This window comes from Methylobacterium sp. J-030, from assembly GCF_022829545.1.
Lineage (GTDB): Bacteria > Pseudomonadota > Alphaproteobacteria > Rhizobiales > Beijerinckiaceae > Methylobacterium.
In genome coordinates this window covers 1-1,763 of sequence record NZ_JAKSYM010000065.1, presented here as the reverse complement: position 1 = coordinate 1,763, position 1,763 = coordinate 1, and the positions used below count along the sequence as shown (strand labels likewise).

Here is a 1,763-nt window from a genome sequence, read left to right as displayed (position 1 = left end):
CGCGTCTATCAATGCGCAAACACAAAGCCATTGATCACGAATAGAACGCCAGCGAATGCCTGGGAACGCCCACGGACTATACTTGTGGATATTAGACAATTTGACGGATCCGCCCTATATTTAGCAGATCACAGTCGAGCGTTCGAATGTCGTTCCAAGCTCAACCTGCAAGTCCTCGCTCCCCCAAGCAGCGCTCTGCGCTCGCCAACGGCAGCCGGCCGTTCCTCGTGACGGTGCCGGGCAGCACCGAGGCGGCCAGACACTACAAGTCCGTGTTGGACGAGGTCGAGGCCGAGCGGGGCGGCAAGGCCGCCATGTCGGTCACGGCACGCGAGGCGGCCCGTGCCTATGCCGGACTGGCGGTCGAGTTGGCCAAGCTGCACGCAGCGATGGCGGGCGGCCAGAACGTCGACGCAGAAGCCCTCGGCCAGATCGGCGACCGGATGGACCGACAGGCCCGCAGGATGGGCCCTCCGAAGGCTCCTGAGCGTCCTGGCGTCCGTGAGCGCTACGCGAGGCGCCCGGCATGAACCCGGCCTGCCGTCCCCTCTGCACGATGCGGGAGGCCCTGGCCGATCCCGCCATCTTCGGGGAGATGCTGCCGGGCGACACCTGGGCGCCGTGGCGCGCCATCCTGATCGCGTCCAGGGGCGAGGTGCTCACCGGCGGCGAGCGGGCGATCTTCACCGACCTGACGGGCCGCGAGCGCGAGCCTGAGCGCCCGGTGGACGAGTTGTGGGGTATCGTGGGCCGCCGCGGCGGCAAGTCCCGGGCCTTCAGCGTTCTGGGCGCCTACCTCGCTGGCTTGGTCGACTACGGCGCTCTGGCGGCTCCTGGCGAGCGTGTAAAGCTGCCGATCATGGCCTCGACCACGGTCCAGGCCGCCAAGGTGTTCTCCTACGTGCTGGGCGTGTTCACGCACTCGGCCGAGATGCAGGACATGGTCGACGGTGACCCGACCGTCGACACGATCCGGCTGCGGGCGGGCGTGGACATCGAGGTCCGGCCCGCGAACTACAAGACGATCCGCGGCGAGACGCTGGCGGCCGCGCTCTGTGATGAGGTGGCGTTCTGGCACTTAGAGAACAGCGCCAACCCAGACACCGAGATCCTCGACGCGATCCGCCCCGGTTTGGCGACCACCGGCGGCCCGCTGTGCATCCTATCCTCACCCTATGCCCGGAAGGGCGAGCTGTATCGCACCTACCAGCGGGACTACGGCGCCGACGGCGATCCGACGGTGCTGGTGCTGCGGGCCCCCTCGCAGACCATGAACCCGAGCCTGGACCCGGCGGTGGTGAAGCGGGCCTACACCCGCGATCCGGCAGCAGCTTCGGCCGAGTACGGCGCCGAGTTCCGCCGCGACGTGGAAGCTTTCGTCAGCTTGGAGGCGGTGCAGGCGTGTATGCCGGGCGACCTGCGCGAGATCGGCCCGATCGCCGGCACCGGCTACAGCGCCTTCGTGGATCTGGCGGGCGGCGGCGCCGACGCGATGACGTTGGCGATCGGGCACGCGGAGGGTGAACTCGCGATCCTCGACGCGGTGCGCGAGATCCGATCTGTCACGCCCGACGCGATCGTGGAGGCGTTCTCGACACTCTGCAAAGCCTTCGGTGTGAGCCGGGTCGTGGGCGACCGCTATGCTCGTGAGTGGCCGCGGCGGGGGTTGCAGATGCGCGGGACCTGACTCAGTGCGCCAGAGCGGTCGCTACTCTCCATCGTACGCTACGATCGTCCGCTGCGTACCTGCATGCGCTTGTGTG

The 1,763-nt window shown here is 68.0% G+C and carries 2 protein-coding genes; both read left to right on the top strand.

All coding sequences use genetic code 11. The features are described 5' to 3' along the window. Positions 1 to 146: 146 nt before the first annotated feature. Positions 147 to 530, top strand: a complete 384-nt coding sequence (locus MKK75_RS03635; RefSeq protein ID WP_244041273.1) for an NAD(P)/FAD-dependent oxidoreductase — start codon at positions 147 to 149, stop codon at positions 528 to 530. Then, on the top strand, positions 527 to 1,687 hold the full coding sequence (locus MKK75_RS03630; RefSeq protein WP_244041272.1) for a hypothetical protein: 1,161 nt from the start codon (positions 527 to 529) through the stop codon (positions 1,685 to 1,687). Before MKK75_RS03635 ends, MKK75_RS03630 begins: the two co-directional genes overlap by 4 nt. Positions 1,688 to 1,763: the final 76 nt, after the last annotated feature.